This is a genomic window from Streptomyces sp. NPDC091279 (assembly GCF_044757465.1).
Lineage (GTDB): Bacteria > Actinomycetota > Actinomycetes > Streptomycetales > Streptomycetaceae > Streptomyces.
Window position 1 is genome coordinate 216,938 of the sequence record NZ_JBIVVA010000008.1, and the last position, 14,045, is coordinate 230,982.

Below are 14,045 nucleotides of genomic sequence, written 5' to 3' on the forward strand. Positions count from 1 at the left end.
CCGCGCCCGCTCTGGGCCCCGCCCCGCACGACGCGCCCGCGCACGACCTACCCGCGCACAACGCCCCCCACGCCCGGCGCACACGCCCGCACTAGCGCGACCCACACCCCCCGCTCCCGACCACGCCCCGCCCGCACCCGGGGCACACCTCCCGCAGCCGCACCCGCACCCGCACCCGAGGTCGCTCACCGAGATACGGCGCACCCCCGCCCGGGGCGCACTCCGCGAACCCCGTCCGCCCCGCCCCGCCCCTCGGTCCGACAACGCGCCCGCGCGCGAGGCACACTGACCCCATGTCCACTCCGCGCAGACGCTGTCCCGAATGCCGGCGCGAGATCGCCGTCGTCGCCGGCCGCTTCGCCCGACACGACCCGCCCGCCGCCCGCGAGAACGTCCGTCTGGTCTCCTGCCCCGGCTCCCGCCGCCAGGCCCATCTCGGCGCCGCGCAACCGTCCCTCGACGGCTATGTCGTACCGGAGTTCCCGGGCCAGATGCCCTTGTTCTGACGGGCCGTTGCCCCCCCGGAGACGGTTCTCGGGCGTACCGGAACGGCTGCCCGCGCGGGCGGTCCGGAACGCCCGGTGGTCAGTTCCCGGCGACCGACTTCACCGCGACCGACACCGGCGTCGACCCGCTGATCAGCTCCAACGTCAGGCCCGCCGTCGCCGTCGTGTCCAGCAACTCCGCGAGAACGGCGGCCACGTCGTCCCGGGGGATCGGGCCGCGCCCGGTGTGGGCCTCCAGGCGGACCAGGCCGGTGCCGGCGTCGTTCGTCAACATCCCGGGGCGCAGGATCGTCCAGTCGAGCGCGTCCAGGCCCTGGACGTAGGCGTCGGCCTCGCCCTTGGCGCGCTGGTACACGTCGAAGACGTCGTCGCCCTGGTGCGCGGGGTCGGCGCCCATCGACGAGACGACCACGTGCCGTCGTACGCCCGCGCGGACCGCCGCGTCGGCGAAGAGGACCGCCGCGCCCTTGTCGACCGTGTCCTTGCGGGCCGCCCCGCTGTTCGGCCCGGCGCCCGCCGCGAACACCGCCGCGTCCGCGCCCCGCAGCCGTTCCGCGACGTCCGCGACCGAGGCCGACTCCAGGTCCAGCACGACGGGTTCGGCACCGGCGGCTCGCAGGTCGTCGCCCTGTTCGGGTCGGCGGATGATCCCCGCGACCTCGTCCCCGCGCGCCGCGAGCAAACGCTCCAGCCGCAGCGCGATCTGACCATGACCTCCAGCGATGACAATGCGCATGCCTTCGACCGTACGCCCCGACAGCCGCATCCGCCGCACGACTTGGGGGGCGCCCCGGGGCGCACAGCAGGAGCACGCGCGTCAGGAATCAGCGCCTGTGACCCCGCCACCCCGGCGCACACGCAGCGCAACCGGCAACGCGCGCAACCCGGCGCACACACCCACCGCGCACTACCTTTCCCCACATCACAGGTCCCCCCCGGCCGCCCGACCGCACCCCGGTTCCCCGGCCGCCCGACCGCAGCCCGGTTCCCCGGCCGCCCGACCGCACCCCGGTTCCCCGGCCGCCCGATCGCAGCCCTGGCTCCCCGACCGTCCGACGACCCGGCGCACCCGCGCGAAGACTCACCTCACCCGCCCCGAGCCCCGAATCCCGCGCCCCCGGCACGCCCACAAGCCTTCCCGCCCGGGAACACGGCACCCAACCCACCCACCGCCCACCCACACCCCACGCACCGCACCGCACAGCACCCCACCCGGCAAAAACGCAGCCTTCTTAAGAAGGACCGCGTCACGACCTCAAGAAGGCCCCCGTCACGACGGATCGCCTACGAGGGAATGCCTACAACGGATAGCCCACAACGGATCGCCTACGACGGATCGCCCCGCCCCTGCCGAGGCAGCCCCAGTTCCGCAGCCGCCGCCGAGTTGCAGTACTCCCGCACCGCGCTGGTCCGCGCCACCACGCGCCCCCGGTGCACCACGATCCGGCTGTACGCCAGGGAGAGCGCACCCGCGAGCCGGTCGCCGCGGACGGCGAGGAGTTCCGCCGGGAACCCGGCCTCCACGCGGACCTCCGGCAGCCCGAGGGCTGCACGCGCGGAGGCGCTGATCGCGTCGTAGGCGTCCTCGGCGCGCAACCCGTAACGGGACGCGAGGAGGTAGGCCGCCTCCAGGGGATCGCCGCGGCCGACCGGGTTCGTCGCGTCGCGCAGGGCGCCACTGCCCGCCGCGAGCCGGACACCGGCCGCGCGCAGCAGCCGCACCGGAGCCGTGTCGCGGTGGTCGACGGCCGAACAGCCGCCCTGGGGCAGGCAGACGACCGTCACACCGGCCGCCGCGAGCTGGTCGGCGGCGCGCGAGACGACGTCGGCCGGGAGCCGGTCGAGGCCGCCGCAGGGGCCGAGGGTGACGCCGGGGCGCAACCCGCCGGCCATCGCGGCGAGGCGGGCCAGGCGGGCCGGATCGGCGGCGTCGGTGTGCAGGTCGACCGGGCAGCCGTGCTCGGAGGCCACCTCCAGGACGGCCTCCACGTACCCCGTCGGATCGGGGTCGAGGTCGGGACAGCCGCCCACCACGGAGGCGCCCATCTTCACCGCGTCCCGCAGCATCGCGAGCCCGTCCGCACCGGCCACCCCGGTCAGCAGCCTCGGCATCGCGACCGCCGTCAGCTCGGTCAGCCCGCGCAGCGAACGCCGGGCCTGCAACACCGCGGCCAGCGAGCCGAGGCCCTGGACGTCGCCCACGCGCACGTGCGCGCGCAAGGCGGTCGCGCCGTGCCCGAGCTGGAGCAACGCGGCTTCCGTGGCCCGGCGTTGGACATCGGACGGTTCGTGGGAGACGGGGCCGTCGGCGGAGAGCGCGGTATCGCCGTGGGCGTGCGGTTCGGCCGGGGCGGGCAGCAGCAGATGGCCGGTGAGATCCACGCGCGCGCCGCGCCCCCGGGTGCCGTCCGCCGCCAGGCTGCCGGCCGTGCCGACCGCCTCGATGCGCCCGCCGCCCAGTCGTACGTCGACGGTCCGGCCGTCGGTCAGCCGCGCCCCGCACAGCAGCAGCCCGGCCGGGTCACCGGCGCCGGACGCCCCCGACGACGATGACGAGCCCGACGACGATGACGACGAGTGAGGTGGCTGCGGCTGGCTGTCGGGCATCGCGCTCCAGGGGCTCGGGGGCTGCGCGACGGGACGCGCACAAGATCACGGAGAGTGAGTCGAGCCTAGGGCGGCGATCCGCTCAGGGCGGGGAGGAGCGCAATAGTCGTACCGGTGTGGTCCGTCGTTCCGGAGGGGTTCGCGGGGCCGGTGGGAGGGGCTCCGGAAGGGACTCGGACGGGACTCGGACGGGACTCGGATGGGACGTGGCTGGGAGTCCGGATGGGACTCCGGAAGGGCCGTTCCGGGGTCAGGGAAACGGATTTGGGCGATCGGCAGTCGAGCGTGTAATGTCTTCATCGCTCGCCCCAATAGCTCAGTCGGTAGAGCGTCTCCATGGTAAGGAGAAGGTCTACGGTTCGATTCCGTATTGGGGCTCCGGTGAGTGAGGTTCCCGTCGCAAGGCGGGAACCGATCACACCGAAGCGGTGTAGCTCAGTCGGTAGAGCAAGCGGCTCATAATCGCTGTGTCACCGGTTCAAGTCCGGTCACCGCTACTGACAGTAGCCGATTGCAGGGTCGGTCCTTCGATCGGCTACTCTTTCATGCGTTAATCGTTTCTATCCGTTCGTCAAGGAGCACTTCACGTGGCTGCCACCGACGTCCGCCCGAAGATCACGCTGGCCTGCGTGGAGTGCAAGGAGCGGAACTACATCACCAAGAAGAACCGGCGTAACAACCCGGATCGTATGGAAATGAAGAAGCACTGCCCGCGTTGCAACGCGCACACCGCGCACCGCGAGACGCGATAAATCAGGCTCGTACACGAGGCCGCCCCCGCAGTCGGGGGGCGGCCTCGCGTCGTTTCCGCACCGGTTACCGGCGAGTCGCCGGGGCGGACCAGCAGATCGATCACCATCGATCGCCGTCGATCAGATGCAGGCACGCAGGTATGCGGCCCTGCGACATCAGGAGGTACCGGGCCATGGCGCTCGACCAGTCCTTCGTCGGGCGGAGCTACCCGCCCAGCGCCCCCTATGAGGTGGGCCGGGAGAAGATCCGCGAGTTCGCGGAGGCCGTGGGTGACACCAACCCGGCGTACCTGGACCCGGAGGCCGCCAAGGCGCTCGGGCACCCCGATGTGATCGCCCCACCGACCTTTGTGTTCAGCATCACCTTCAAGGCGGCGTCCGTGGTCATCCAGGACCCGCAACTGGGCCTCGACTACAACCGCGTGGTCCACGGCGACCAGAAGTTCTCCTACCGCCGCCCGGTGCGGGCCGGCGACCGGCTCACCGTGACCTCGACCATCGAGGCCGTCAAGTCCATGGCGGGCAACGACATCCTGGACATCCGCGGCGAGGTCCACGACGACGCCGGCGAGCACGTCGTGACCGCCTGGACCAAGCTGGTCGCCCGCGCGGCCGAGGGGGCGTGACGACGATGACCGCGAAGATCGCTTACGACGACGTCGAGGTCGGCACCGAGCTGCCCGCCGGGACGTTCCCCGTGTCGCGCGCCGCGCTCGTCCAGTACGCGGGCGCCTCCGGGGACTTCAACCCGATCCACTGGAACGAGAAGTTCGCCAAGGAGGTCGGGCTGCCGGACGTGATCGCGCACGGCATGTTCACCATGGCCGAGGCGATCCGCGTCGTCACCGACTGGGTCGGCGACCCGGCCGCCGTCGTCGATTACGGCGTCCGCTTCACCAAGCCCGTCGTCGTCCCCAACGACGATCAGGGCGCCGTCATCGAGGTCACCGGCAAGGTCGCCGCCAAGCTCGACGACCACACCGTCCGCGTCGACCTCACGGTGACCAGCGCCGGCCAGAAGGTGCTGGGCATGTCCCGCGCGGTCGTACGACTGGCCTGAGAACGGCGGCTGCGGGACCCGGGGTGCGAGCGGCTGCCCCCGGTGCCCGCACGGATGACCCGGGGCACGCGCGCGTGACCCGGTGTAAGGGGCGCCCTCCATGGCGGGGCGCCCCTTACGCGTCCCCGGCGGTCCCCTCTGCGCCCGCCTACCTCCAGCCGTCCCGCCTGTGCCCGGCGTCCCCACCTGCCCCACGATCCCGCCCGTCCCCGCCAGCCCCATCCGCCCCGCCCTCCATTGACCCAGTTAGTGATTGAGCACTAACTTTCTTCCATGGTCAGGATGAGCGCAGAAGAGAGGCGCGAGAGCGTCATCCGCGCGGCGACCGCCGAGTTCGCCCGCACCGGCTACTACGGCACGTCGACCGAGGCGATCGCCAAGCGGGTCGGGGTCTCGCAGCCGTATCTCTTCCGGCTCTTCCCGGGCAAGAAGGCGCTCTTCCTCGCGGTGGCCCAGCGGTGCATGGACGACATCCTGCGGATCGTCGAGGAGGCCGCCGAAGAGCTGGAGGGCGAGGCGGTCCACGACGCCACGGCGCACGCCTACATCAAGGTCATCAGCGAACACCCCGAACAACTGCTGATGCAGATGCAGATGTACGTCGCGGTCGCCGCCGCCGAGCAGGCCGGTGACCACGAACTCGGCGAAGCGGTCCGCAGCGGATGGATGCGCCTGTGGGACACGGTGCACGGGTCGCTCGGCGCCGACGTCGACGGAACGACGACCTTCATGGCGTACGGCATGCTCATCAACTGCCTGGTGGCCATGGGGTTCCCGCCCGATCACCGGGTCTGGGCGGGAGTGTCCCCGGCCGCCCTCGTCGACGGGTTGGACAAGACGTGACGGTGGCCTCGGCCGCCAACGCCAGACGCGGCCGGGGACGCCGGGAACGGTCGGGGAAACGGGAGCGGGACGGCGTCGTAGCCGCCGTTTCCCGCCCGTGGAAGTTAGTCAGTGATCACTAACTAGATCAGCCTTTAGGGGGAAGCGATGCCACAGGCGTCACAGCAGACCGCACATCGCGGGGGGACCGTATGGGCCCTCGTCATCACCAGTGGCGCCGGGTTCATGGCGAGCCTCGACAGCCTCGTCGTCACCACCGCGCTGCCCTCCATCCGCGAGGACCTCGGCGGGGCGCTGGAGGACCTGGAATGGACCGTGAGCGCCTACACGCTCACCTTCGCCGTCCTGCTCATGTTCGCCGCCGCGCTCGGCGACCGCTTCGGCCGCCGCCGGGTGTTCCTGGCCGGCCTCGCCGTCTTCACCGGCGCGTCCGCCGCCGCGGCCCTGGCCACCGGCATCGACGGCCTCATCGCCGCCCGCGCGGTCCAGGGCATCGGCGCGGCGATCATGATGCCCCTCACGCTCACCCTCCTGACGGCAGCCGTGCCGGTCGCCAAGCGCGGGATGGTGTTCGGCATCTGGGGCGCCGTCAACGGCCTCGCGGTCGCCTGCGGACCCCTCATCGGCGGCGGCCTCACCGAACACGCCTCCTGGCACTGGATCTTCTGGCTCAACGTCCCCCTCGGCATCGTCCTGCTCCCGCTCGCCAGGCTGCGCCTCGCCGAGTCCTACGGCACCGGAGCCCCGCTCGACCTCCCCGGCACGCTCCTCGCCAGCGGCGGGCTCTTCGGGATCGTCTACGGGCTGGTGCGCGGCCCCGCCGACGGCTGGACCGGCTCCCTGGTGCTCACCGGCCTGACCGTCGGCGCCGCCCTGCTCGTCGCCTTCGTCGCCTACAGCCTGCGCGCCAAGAACCCCATGCTCCCGATGCGGCTGTTCCGCTCCCGCGCCTTCACCGGCATCAACGTCGCGAGCCTGCTGATGTTCCTCGGCATGTTCGGGTCGATCTTCCTGCTCAGCCAGTTCCTGCAAGGCGTGCTCGGCTACTCGCCCACCGAGGCGGGCCTCCGGATGCTGCCGTGGACCGGGATGCCGATGCTGGTCGCGCCGATCGCCGGCATACTCGCCGACCGCGTCGGCGGCCGGCCCGTCGTCGCCACCGGCCTCTTCCTCCAGGCCGCAGGCCTCGGCTGGATGGCCACCGCGGTCACCACCGACGTCTCCTACGGCACCCAACTGCCCGGCCTGATCCTCGGCGGCATCGGCATGGCGCTCTACTTCGCGCCCTCCGCCCACCTGGTCATGGCCAGCGTCCCACCCGAGGAACAGGGCATCGCGTCCGGCGCCAACAACGCCCTGCGCGAGGTCGGCGGCGCCCTCGGCGTCGCCATCATGGCGTCGATCTTCTCGTCCCAGGGCGGCTACCAGTCCGGCCAGACCTTCGTCGACGGACTACGCCCCGCCCTGATCACCGGCGCCGCGACCGTCGGCCTCGCCGCCCTGGCCGCCCTGATGATCCCGGGCCGCGGAAACGAGCCACGAACCCAGGAGACACCGACGCCACCGGTGAGCGCGGCAGCCTCTTGAACGACGGTCACGCGCGCGTGGGCGGCGTTGTGACCGACGTCGCCGTCACGCGCGCGTGGGCGGCACTCCGGGGGTTGCGGCGCTGGGCGGGTTGACGCCCCCGGGGGCACGGGAGTGTGACGCGGGCCGAGGAGGACGCGTGGCGTCGGCCTAGGTGCGGCTGTCTCCCGAACGGCACGTGCGCGTGGGGGCTTCTGGCCGGTGAGGCGGTCACGTGTTCGTGGGTGGGGTCTGGGGGAGTCGCCGTGCTGGTTGCCCTGGTGACCCCGGGCGCAGGCGGGCCGCGCGGACCGGGGAAGCGCGGGCGTCGGCTCTAGGTACGGCGGCTTCCCGAACGACACGTGCGCGTGGGGGCCGTTTCGGTTGGTGGCGCAGGTAGGTGTTCGTGGGCGGCGTCCGGGGGGCGTCGCCGTGCTGGTCGACTTGGTGAATTCCGGGGCGTGGGGGCACGAGGTGAGACCAGAGGCGTCCGCGTTGCTGGGTACCGCTGCCTCCTGCCAACGGCCCGCACGCGCGCGTGGCCCGGTCCGAACCGGCGTCGCCGTCACGCGCGCGTGGGTGGCACCTCGGGGATGTCGTCGAGTTGGCCGCCCTGACGGTCCCGGCGTGTGGGCGTGCGGCGCGGGCCGGGGAGGCGTGGATGTCGGCGGCGGCTTCTTGGCACGGTCCCCGCTTGACCTGCGGTCACGCGCGCGTGGGGCCCGGCCCGACCGGTGTCGGCGTCATGCCTGCGTGGGACCCGGCCCGACCGGTGTCGGCGTCACGCCTGCGTGGGGCCCGGCCCGACCGGCGTCGCCGTCACGGCTGCGTGGGTGGCACTCCCGGGGCGTTGTCAGTGCCGTCTCGTAGTCTTGGGGGTGTGCAGGAAATTCACGATGCTCCCCTCGCCCCGCTGACCACCTTCCGGCTGGGTGGGCCCGCCGATCGGCTGGTCACCGCGACGAGCGACGACGAGGTGATCGCCGCTGTCCGTGAGGCCGACGACAGCGGAACGCCCCTGCTGCTGATCGGCGGTGGGTCGAATCTGGTCGTCGGTGACAAGGGCTTCGCCGGTACCGCCCTCGCCATCGCCACCCGGGGTTTCACCCTGGACGGCACGCTGCTGGAGCTGGCCGCCGGTGAGGTGTGGACCGACGCCGTCGCCCGCACCGTCGAGGCCGGGCTGGCCGGAGTCGAGTGCCTGGCCGGTATCCCCGGCTCGGCGGGCGCCACGCCGATCCAGAACGTGGGCGCGTACGGCCAGGAGGTCTCCTCCGTCATCACCGAGGTCGTCGCCTACGACCGCACCACCCGCGAGACGGTCACGCTGACGAACGAGGAGTGCGCCTTCTCCTACCGGCACAGCCGCTTTAAGTCCGACCCCGAGCGCTACGTCGTCCTGCGCGTCCGCCTCCGCCTCGACGACGCCGACGGGCTCTCCGCGCCCCTCAAGTACGCCGAGACGGCACGCGCGTTGGGCGTCGAGCCGGGTGACCGCGTCCCGCTCGCCACCGCGCGCGAGACCGTCCTCAAGCTGCGGGCGGGCAAGGGCATGGTGCTCGACCCCGAGGATCACGACACCTGGTCGGCCGGGTCCTTCTTCACCAACCCGATCCTCACCGACGTCGAGTTCGCCGCGTTCCACGCACGCGTGCGGGAGCGGCTCGGGGACGGCACGGAGCCGCCCTCGTACCCGGCGGGGGAGGGGCGCACCAAGACCTCCGCGGCCTGGCTGATCGACAAGGCCGGCTTCACCAAGGGCTACGGCACCGGCCCCGCCCGCATCTCCACCAAGCACACCCTCGCCCTCACCAACCGGGGCCGGGCCACCACCGAGGACCTCCTCGCCCTCGCCCGCGAGGTCGTCACCGGCGTCCACGCAGCCTTCGGCGTCACCCTGGTCAACGAACCGGTGACGGTGGGCGTCAGCCTCTAGGGACCCGGTGTTCAGGCCGGGCGGGACAGCCAGTCGTCCGCGCCGGCCAGCAGCGTCGCCTTCACGTCCGCCGGGGCCGCCGAGGCCCGCACCGACTGCCGGGCCAGCTCCGCCAACTCGGCGTCCGTGAAGCCGTGATGGCGCCGGGCGATCTCGTACTGGGCGGCCAGCCGGGAACCGAAGAGCAGCGGGTCGTCCGCGCCGAGCGCGAGCGACACCCCGGCCTCGAACAGCGTGCGCAGCGGCACGTCCTCGTGCTTCTCGTAGACGCCGAGGGCGACGTTCGACGCCGGGCACACCTCGCAGGTCACGCCCCGGTCGGCCAGCCGCTTCAGCAGCCGGGGGTCCTCGGCGGCCCGCACGCCGTGGCCGATCCGGGCGGCGCCCAGGTCGTCCAGACAGTCACGGACCGAGGCCGGGCCGGTCAACTCGCCGCCGTGCGGGGCCGACAGCAGGCCACCCTCCCGGGCGATGTGGAAGGCCCGGTCGAAGTCCCGCGCCATACCGCGCCGTTCGTCGTTCGACAGACCGAAGCCGACCACGCCCTGGTCCGCGTAGCGCACCGCGAGCCGGGCCAGCGTGCGGGCCTCCAGCGGGTGCTTCATCCGGTTCGCGGCGACCAGCACCCGCATACCGAGCCCGGTCTCACGGGACGTCGTCGTGACCGCGTCCAGGATGATCTCCAGGGCCGGGATCAGCCCCCCGAGCCGCGGCGCGTACGACGTCGGGTCGACCTGGATCTCCAGCCACCCCGAGCCGTCCCGCACGTCCTCCTCGGCGGCCTCGCGCACCAGCCGCCGGATGTCGTCGGGCTCCCGCACACAGGACCGGGCGGCGTCGTAGAGGCGCTGGAAACGGAACCAGCCCCGTTCGTCCGTCGCCCGCAGCCGCGGCGGCTCGCCGCCGGTCAGCGCCTCGGTCAGGGCGTCCGGCAGCCGCACGCCGTACTTGTCGGCCAGCTCCAGGACGGTGGTCGGCCGCATCGAACCCGTGAAGTGCAGATGCAGATGGGCCTTCGGCAGCTCAGAGACATCACGTACACGCTCCATCCCAAGATCCTGCCGTATGTCGGACCCCTCCCGGGACCAGATTGCCCGGACGTGGCCTACCTCGCACGGACAAACGGAACGGGGCCCCACCCACTCTTGAGAGCAGGCAGAGCCCCGCACGCACGCGTGGAGCGCGAAAACGTCAGCTCTTGGCCTCCGCGAGGAGCTTCTGGAGCCGGCTGACACCCTCGACGAGATCCTCGTCACCCAGGGCGTACGACAGCCGCAGATACCCCGGCGTACCGAAGGCCTCGCCCGGGACGACCGCGACCTCGGCCTCCTCCAGGATCAACGCGGCCAGCTCGACCGAGTCCTGCGGACGCTTGCCGCGGATCTCCTTGCCGAGCAGCTCCTTGACCGACGGGTACGCGTAGAACGCGCCCTCGGGCTCCGGGCAGAGGACGCCGTCGATCTCGTTGAGCATCCGCACCATCGTGCGGCGGCGCCGGTCGAAGGCCTCGCGCATCTTCTCGACGGCGGCGAGGTCGCCGGAGACGGCGGCGAGGGCGGCCACCTGGGCGACGTTCGAGACGTTGGACGTGGCGTGCGACTGGAGGTTGGTCGCGGCCTTGACCACGTCCTTCGGGCCGATCACCCAGCCCACCCGCCAGCCGGTCATCGCGTACGTCTTGGCGACGCCGTTGACGATGATGGTCTTGTCGGCCAGCTCCGGCACGACCACCGGCAGCGAGTGGAACTCCGCGTCGCCGTAGACCAGGTGCTCGTAGATCTCGTCGGTCAGGACCCACAGGCCCTTCTCGGCGGCCCAGCGGCCGATCTCCTCGATCTGCGCGCGCGTGTAGACGGCGCCGGTCGGGTTGGACGGCGAGACGAAGAGCAGCACCTTGGTGTGCTCGGTGCGGGCCGCCTCCAGCTGCTCGACGGAGACCCGGTAGCCGGTCGTCTCGTCGGCGACGACCTCCACCGGGACACCGCCGGCCAGCCGGATCGACTCCGGGTACGTCGTCCAGTACGGCGCCGGGACGATGACCTCGTCGCCCGGGTCGAGGATCGCGGCGAAGGCCTCGTAGATGGCCTGCTTGCCGCCGTTGGTCACCAGGACCTGGGAGGCGTCGACCTCGAAGCCGGAGTCGCGCAGCGTCTTCGCGGCGATCGCGGCCTTCAGCTCAGGCAGCCCGCCGGCCGGCGTGTACCGGTGGTACTTCGGGTTCTTGCAGGCCTCGACGGCCGCGTCGACGATGTAGTCCGGAGTCGGGAAGTCGGGCTCACCGGCGCCGAAGCCGATCACCGGGCGCCCGGCGGCCTTGAGGGCCTTCGCCTTGGCGTCCACGGCGAGAGTGGCGGACTCGGAGATCGCGCCGACTCGGGCGGAGACCCGGCGCTCGGTGGGAGGGGTTGCAGGGCTCATGGCACCCATCGTTCCAGACCGGAAACCTCCCCGGCACACGGGTTTCACGGACTGAACAACCAGGGGTCGCTCACTGAACACGCGTCCGGAATCGGGCGATGGCCTGGTGGATCTTCAGCGCGCCCCCGGCGATCTTCCGCCGCCAAGCCCCCTACGGGCGCTTTCTGTTCGACGAGGGGCTCCGGAGCACGTACACTCTCACCTCGTTGGCCTTCAGCAGCCGCGCCGTAATGGGTGCACACCGAGCACTCGGGCGGATGCGGTACGTTGGGGGACGCAACAGCTCAACAAAGGGTCGTAGCTCAATTGGTAGAGCACCGGTCTCCAAAACCGGCGGTTGGGGGTTCAAGTCCCTCCGGCCCTGCTACACACACCTTCGCCAGGATGTGTGCGCATGTACGTACAGTAATGCACAGCCGTGCGGCTCCAACCGGGCGCGGCACGGCCACGACCCGGAATCAGGTGAGGACGAATGGCGGACGCCGTGGGCTCCATCGATACGCCTGATGCCCAGGACGAGGCACAGGATTCGAAGAAGGCCCGTAAGGGCGGCAAGCGGGCCAAGAAGGGTCCGTTCAAGAGGCTTGCCCTCTTCTACCGCCAGGTCATCGCCGAACTCCGCAAGGTCGTCTGGCCGACGCGTAACCAGCTGAGCACGTACACCACTGTGGTGATCGTCTTCGTGGTCGTCATGATCGGCCTGGTGACGGTGATCGACTACGGGCTCGGCCACGCCGCCAAGTACGTCTTCGGCTGAGCCGAGAGCGAAGGGCGCCGAGGTACCCGGCGCCTTTTTCGCATGTTCCACCCCTATGTATCCAGGAAGAAGCAGCCATCGTGTCTGACCCGAACCTGAACGACTCCCGCGAGCCCGCCGAGTCGGTCGATGCCGAGCTCGACATCGTCGAGGGCGCGGACGAGCAGGATGAGTTCGAGGCTGCCGAGGCCGCGGCGGGCACCCCCGCCGAGGAAGCCGCCCTGCACGTCGACGACGAGAAGGCCGACGCCGAGACCGTCGAGGACGACGACGCCGAGGGCGAGCAGGACACCGAGGACACCGAGGACGACGACGCCGCCGACGCCGAAGAGGCCGAGGAGGAGGAGACCGAGCCGGTCGACCCCGTCCAGGCCCTGCGCGACGAGCTGCGCGCCCTGCCCGGCGAGTGGTACGTCATCCACACGTACGCCGGTTACGAGAACCGCGTGAAGACCAACCTCGAACAGCGTGCCGTCTCGCTGAACGTCGAGGACTTCATCTTCCAGGCCGAGGTGCCCCAGGAAGAGGTCGCGCAGATCAAGAACGGCGAGCGCAAGACCATCCGTCAGAACAAGCTCCCCGGCTACGTGCTGGTGCGCATGGACCTGACGAACGAGTCCTGGGGCGTCGTCCGCAACACCCCCGGCGTCACCGGCTTCGTGGGCAACGCCTACGACCCGTACCCGCTGACCCTGGACGAGATCGTCAAGATGCTCGCCCCGGAGGCTGAGGAGAAGGCCGCCCGCGAGGCCGCCGAGGCCGAGGGCAAGCCCGCCCCGCAGCGCAAGGTCGAGGTCCAGGTCCTGGACTTCGAGGTCGGCGACTCGGTCACCGTCACCGACGGCCCGTTCGCCACGTTGCAGGCGACCATCAACGAGATCAACCCCGACTCCAAGAAGGTCAAGGGCCTCGTCGAGATCTTCGGCCGCGAGACCCCGGTCGAGCTGTCCTTCGACCAGATCCAGAAGAACTGACGCTCTTTCTGGACACCGCGCTTCCGACCAGGTCAGGCAGGCTTCCCCAGCTGCCTGACCTGCTCGGTTTTTGGCCGCGCATCTATACCCGCTATCGTTGTGCGGTATGCCTGCCTCCGGAGCAGTGATCCGGGTGCGGGCAGGGACCCGAATCGAAAGGACCCGGAGAGCAATGCCTCCCAAGAAGAAGAAGGTCACGGGGCTCATCAAGCTCCAGATCAACGCCGGTGCGGCGAACCCCGCCCCGCCGGTCGGCCCCGCGCTCGGTCAGCACGGCGTCAACATCATGGAGTTCTGCAAGGCCTACAACGCCGCGACCGAGTCGCAGCGTGGCTGGGTGATCCCGGTGGAGATCACGGTCTACGAGGACCGCTCCTTCACCTTCGTCACCAAGACGCCGCCGGCCGCGAAGATGATCCTCAAGGCCGCGGGTGTCGAGAAGGGCTCGGGCGAGCCGCACAAGACCAAGGTCGCCAAGATCACCGAGGCGCAGGTCCGTGAGATCGCCACGACCAAGCTCCCCGACCTGAACGCCAACGACCTGGACGCCGCGTCGAAGATCATCGCCGGCACCGCCCGCTCCATGGGCATCACGGTCGAGGGCTGATCCCCAGCCCCGTAGCACC

General features: G+C 71.2%; 14 protein-coding genes and 3 tRNA genes. 13 read left to right on the forward strand and 4 right to left on the reverse strand.

The window, feature by feature from the left end:
- Positions 1–293 precede the first annotated feature (293 nt).
- Positions 294–506, forward strand: coding sequence for a hypothetical protein (locus ACIQOU_RS21590; protein WP_401538417.1), 213 nt, complete (start codon positions 294–296; stop codon positions 504–506).
- Between the two features lie 79 nt (positions 507–585).
- On the opposite strand, the gene ACIQOU_RS21595 is transcribed toward ACIQOU_RS21590, so the two are convergent.
- Entirely contained in the window at positions 586–1,242 is a 657-nt protein-coding gene (locus ACIQOU_RS21595) for an SDR family oxidoreductase (RefSeq protein ID WP_401538418.1), read from the reverse strand.
- Between the two features lie 590 nt (positions 1,243–1,832).
- On the reverse strand, positions 1,833–3,113 hold the full coding sequence (locus ACIQOU_RS21600) for a hydrolase (protein WP_401538419.1): 1,281 nt from the start codon (positions 3,111–3,113) through the stop codon (positions 1,833–1,835).
- A 305-nt stretch (positions 3,114–3,418) separates the two neighbouring features.
- Here ACIQOU_RS21600 and ACIQOU_RS21605 point away from each other — a divergent pair.
- The 8 genes from ACIQOU_RS21605 to ACIQOU_RS21640 all read left to right on the forward strand — a co-directional run bounded on the left by ACIQOU_RS21605 (position 3,419) and on the right by ACIQOU_RS21640 (position 9,270).
- Positions 3,419–3,491: transfer RNA gene (locus ACIQOU_RS21605), tRNA-Thr, on the forward strand.
- A gap of 46 nt (positions 3,492–3,537) precedes the next feature.
- Positions 3,538–3,610: transfer RNA gene (locus ACIQOU_RS21610), tRNA-Met, on the forward strand.
- A 90-nt stretch (positions 3,611–3,700) separates the two neighbouring features.
- Positions 3,701–3,865: a 50S ribosomal protein L33 gene (gene rpmG / locus ACIQOU_RS21615; RefSeq protein ID WP_018834916.1), complete on the forward strand. Its 165-nt coding sequence runs from the start codon at positions 3,701–3,703 to the stop codon at positions 3,863–3,865.
- A gap of 173 nt (positions 3,866–4,038) precedes the next feature.
- On the forward strand, positions 4,039–4,491 hold the full coding sequence (locus ACIQOU_RS21620) for a MaoC family dehydratase N-terminal domain-containing protein (RefSeq protein WP_401538420.1): 453 nt from the start codon (positions 4,039–4,041) through the stop codon (positions 4,489–4,491).
- A 5-nt stretch (positions 4,492–4,496) separates the two neighbouring features.
- A complete protein-coding gene (locus tag ACIQOU_RS21625) occupies positions 4,497–4,925 on the forward strand; it encodes a MaoC family dehydratase (RefSeq protein ID WP_401538600.1) in 429 nt (142 codons plus the stop codon).
- Between the two features lie 273 nt (positions 4,926–5,198).
- Positions 5,199–5,768, forward strand: a complete 570-nt coding sequence (locus tag ACIQOU_RS21630; protein ID WP_401538421.1) for a TetR/AcrR family transcriptional regulator — start codon at positions 5,199–5,201, stop codon at positions 5,766–5,768.
- Between the two features lie 147 nt (positions 5,769–5,915).
- Positions 5,916–7,355, forward strand: coding sequence for a DHA2 family efflux MFS transporter permease subunit (locus ACIQOU_RS21635; RefSeq protein WP_401538422.1), 1,440 nt, complete (start codon positions 5,916–5,918; stop codon positions 7,353–7,355).
- A gap of 859 nt (positions 7,356–8,214) precedes the next feature.
- Complete coding sequence (locus tag ACIQOU_RS21640; protein WP_401538423.1) at positions 8,215–9,270, forward strand: UDP-N-acetylmuramate dehydrogenase; 1,056 nt, start codon at positions 8,215–8,217, stop codon at positions 9,268–9,270.
- A gap of 11 nt (positions 9,271–9,281) precedes the next feature.
- Here the strand turns inward: ACIQOU_RS21640 and ACIQOU_RS21645 are convergent, their stop codons facing one another.
- Together ACIQOU_RS21645 and ACIQOU_RS21650 are read right to left on the reverse strand one after the other, a co-directional pair.
- The gene (locus tag ACIQOU_RS21645) at positions 9,282–10,319 is read right to left on the reverse strand and encodes an adenosine deaminase (protein ID WP_401538424.1); all 1,038 of its coding nucleotides are present in this window, start codon (positions 10,317–10,319) and stop codon (positions 9,282–9,284) included.
- A gap of 142 nt (positions 10,320–10,461) precedes the next feature.
- Positions 10,462–11,688: a pyridoxal phosphate-dependent aminotransferase gene (locus ACIQOU_RS21650; RefSeq protein ID WP_401538425.1), complete on the reverse strand. Its 1,227-nt coding sequence runs from the start codon at positions 11,686–11,688 to the stop codon at positions 10,462–10,464.
- 291 nt (positions 11,689–11,979) lie between these two features.
- Here ACIQOU_RS21650 and ACIQOU_RS21655 point away from each other — a divergent pair.
- From ACIQOU_RS21655 to rplK, 4 genes are all read left to right on the forward strand, one after another.
- Positions 11,980–12,052: transfer RNA gene (locus tag ACIQOU_RS21655), tRNA-Trp, on the forward strand.
- 108 nt (positions 12,053–12,160) lie between these two features.
- Positions 12,161–12,445 carry a preprotein translocase subunit SecE gene (gene secE / locus ACIQOU_RS21660; protein ID WP_401538426.1) on the forward strand — a complete coding sequence of 95 codons (285 nt, stop codon included), beginning with the start codon at positions 12,161–12,163 and terminating at the stop codon, positions 12,443–12,445.
- Positions 12,446–12,525: 80 nt separating this feature from the next.
- Positions 12,526–13,419: a transcription termination/antitermination protein NusG gene (gene nusG, locus ACIQOU_RS21665; RefSeq protein WP_401538427.1), complete on the forward strand. Its 894-nt coding sequence runs from the start codon at positions 12,526–12,528 to the stop codon at positions 13,417–13,419.
- Positions 13,420–13,591: 172 nt separating this feature from the next.
- Complete coding sequence (rplK, locus tag ACIQOU_RS21670) at positions 13,592–14,026, forward strand: 50S ribosomal protein L11 (RefSeq protein ID WP_005481290.1); 435 nt, start codon at positions 13,592–13,594, stop codon at positions 14,024–14,026.
- Positions 14,027–14,045 lie beyond the last annotated feature (19 nt).

Bases quoted from the DNA above. Each gene is read 5' to 3' on its own strand.
- ACIQOU_RS21590 (WP_401538417.1), top strand. From the start codon at position 294: ATGTCCACTCCGCGCAGACGCTGTCCCGAATGCCGGCGCGAGATCGCC.
- ACIQOU_RS21650 (WP_401538425.1), bottom strand. From the start codon at position 11,688: ATGAGCCCTGCAACCCCTCCCACCGAGCGCCGGGTCTCCGCCCGAGTC.
- ACIQOU_RS21630 (WP_401538421.1), top strand. From the start codon at position 5,199: ATGGTCAGGATGAGCGCAGAAGAGAGGCGCGAGAGCGTCATCCGCGCG.
- ACIQOU_RS21635 (WP_401538422.1), top strand. From the start codon at position 5,916: ATGCCACAGGCGTCACAGCAGACCGCACATCGCGGGGGGACCGTATGG.
- ACIQOU_RS21595 (WP_401538418.1), bottom strand. From the start codon at position 1,242: ATGCGCATTGTCATCGCTGGAGGTCATGGTCAGATCGCGCTGCGGCTG.
- ACIQOU_RS21620 (WP_401538420.1), top strand. From the start codon at position 4,039: ATGGCGCTCGACCAGTCCTTCGTCGGGCGGAGCTACCCGCCCAGCGCC.
- ACIQOU_RS21645 (WP_401538424.1), bottom strand. From the start codon at position 10,319: ATGGAGCGTGTACGTGATGTCTCTGAGCTGCCGAAGGCCCATCTGCAT.
- rplK (WP_005481290.1), top strand. From the start codon at position 13,592: ATGCCTCCCAAGAAGAAGAAGGTCACGGGGCTCATCAAGCTCCAGATC.
- ACIQOU_RS21625 (WP_401538600.1), top strand. From the start codon at position 4,497: ATGACCGCGAAGATCGCTTACGACGACGTCGAGGTCGGCACCGAGCTG.
- ACIQOU_RS21600 (WP_401538419.1), bottom strand. From the start codon at position 3,113: ATGCCCGACAGCCAGCCGCAGCCACCTCACTCGTCGTCATCGTCGTCG.
- secE (WP_401538426.1), top strand. From the start codon at position 12,161: ATGGCGGACGCCGTGGGCTCCATCGATACGCCTGATGCCCAGGACGAG.